A 2,444-nucleotide genomic window follows, 5' to 3' on the forward strand; every position below is an offset into this window, starting at 1 on the left:
GTATAATCATTGTTAGAAGCTCTTCTTCAGACAATTTCCAGTTGATCCGGACAACGGAAAGAGAGTGAAGAGAATTCCAGTTAAATTGAATTTGAAGCCATGGTTTGGAGGCCTTAGCCGAACCCCGTACCGCAACCCCGTGGGGCGAGGAACGGAAGTCGGGGCTAAGAAGCCAATCATTACTTCTCACGCTGTCTGTACGTCTAATGATCCGGACGTTAGTTTGTACAGTCCGGCCAAAACCATCGCTTTGATGAGTTGGCCTCGGCTTCCTCATCCAATTGTTTTGCCCTTTGTTTTACCCGCTTCATCACCGGATGAGGAAGCCGGGCGTTGCTAACAGACAACCAATTGTTATCACTTCTCCAGAATAGCAGCACGCAATTCTGTTCTTTGACATGCGTTTTTTCACAATTTCATAGCCCATTTTTCTGATGCGAGAGGTCGCATCGCTTGAGGAAGACCATGGGCATAGACATCTCGGGCCTGTCTGTGGAACAATGGGGTCGACAAGCTTTTTTCAGGAGATTTCTTTCCCTCCTTGCGGACCGAAAGGTACTGCTTCCTAAGCCTGTTACCCGTGACCCATCACTCATGTTCTAACCGCTGGTTGCGCCGCCGTACCTGCCTGGGGAGTAGCACCCGCAATTGTCGGGCGGTACGGATGAGTGCTGATGACGAGGCTGAAGTCGGTGGTTTCCACGGGCACCCAGGTCTGAGATCAGCTTGATCATTTTGCAAGAGGAGGTGATTCCATGTCACCAATGCTGATTGGTATAGACGTAAGCTTACGCTCCCACCATGTACAGTTCATGGATGGAGACGGAAGATCGCTCGCTTCCTTCTCCGTGCCTAACGATCAAACCGGGGCGGATACCCTGATTCATAGGATGTTAGACACCGCGAGCAAAGAAAAAGTAGAGCATCTTCACATCGGGATGGAGGCCACATCGAATCTTGGATGGCATCTTGCCCATTATCTGAAGAATGAGTTGCAAAGCTACGAACCGAACGTGAAGTCCCAAGTTTTCGTCTTAAATGCAAGGAAGGTGGCTCGTTTCAAGAAGGGGTACGATACCCTCCCGAAGAACGACCGCATCGATGCCTGGGTTATTGCAGACCATCTGCGATTTGGACGACTGCCCCATGAGATGAAAGATATCATCCAATACGAAGCCTTGCAGCGCCTTACCCGCACGAGATTTCACTTGATGAAGAACATTAAACGGGACAAGACCTATTTTCTGAATCAGGTCTTTTTGAAATTCAGCGGGATGCGTCAAGATAACCCGTTTTCCAATACATTCGGCAACACCAGTCTGGCCGTTATTCAAGAACTTGAACCGGATCAGATCATGGCGATGTCGATGCAAGAACTCATCGAGTTCTTACAGGATAAAGGCAAAAATCGTTTTGAGAACCCGGAGGAAATCGCGACTTACTTAAAGAAAATTGCCCGTTCCTCCTACCGTCTCGACAAGGCGATGGCCGATCCTGTCAACATCTCTCTAGCTACGACACTCAGCGTAATTCAACACTTGGAGTCCGAAGTGAAAAAGCTGGACAAAGAGATCGCCAAGATCATGAAGGGTATTCCAGAAACCCTTTCCTCCGTAAAGGGCATTGGCCCCGTGTTCGCTGCGGGTATCCTTGCGGAAATCGGCGGTATTGATCGATTCGATAATCACGCCGACTTAGCCAAGTACGCCGGGCTTGTATGGAGCCAGAACCAGTCTGGTGAATTCGAGGCGGAAGAAACTTCTCGGATGCGCACTGGCAATAAGTATCTCCGCTACTATCTCGTTCAGGCCGCGGACTCCGTCCGCAAGCACGATACTGAGTACGGATCGTTTTACCAAAAGAAGTACGACGAAGTCCCGAAGCACAAGCACAAAAGAGCCCTCGTCCTTTCCGCACGAAAATTGGTACGGTTGGTATTCATGCTACTGAAGACCAACAAAATGTACACACCACCAGAGAGGAGGAACCGTTAACTGGTTTCCAAAATCCTACTCTTTTTACAGTTAGTCCGCACTATATGCATGTCTGAAAATTCACGCATTCGGCGGATCTAGTTTGGTGTTGCCTTTTTTCGGGTAAGAGTTCGATTTGTGCTGATTATTTTCCAATTCGCATGAATCAACCCCTTGACATATCACCGCTGTGCTTACCACATCAAACTGGATGGGGTAGAAGAGGATAGCCGCGGAGCGAACAAAATTGGTACAACTCGCAAAGGCATTGGTCCAGCTTACATGGATAAAGCCGCTCGTATCGGTATTCGCATCGCTGATTTGTTGGATCGTGAAGAGTTTGCACGCAAATTGGAGCGTAATCTGGCTGAGAAAAATCTCTTGCTGGAGAAGCTATACAATACAACTGGTTTTGATCTGCAAGAAGTCATGGACGAATATCTGGGCTATGCGGAAATCATTCGCCCTTAT

General features: G+C 48.4%; 1 protein-coding gene and 1 pseudogene. Both read left to right on the forward strand.

Going from position 1 to position 2,444, the window contains the following annotated elements; translation table 11 throughout:
- Positions 1-755: 755 nt before the first annotated feature.
- A complete protein-coding gene (locus EDM52_RS23675; protein WP_122911361.1) occupies positions 756-1,994 on the forward strand; it encodes an IS110 family RNA-guided transposase in 1,239 nt (412 codons plus the stop codon).
- Between the two features lie 174 nt (positions 1,995-2,168).
- A pseudogene (locus EDM52_RS23680) lies at positions 2,169-2,444 on the forward strand (adenylosuccinate synthetase); the annotation flags it as partial.

It is taken from the genome of Brevibacillus invocatus (assembly GCF_003710915.1).
GTDB classification, from domain to species: Bacteria; Bacillota; Bacilli; order Brevibacillales; family Brevibacillaceae; genus Brevibacillus; species Brevibacillus invocatus.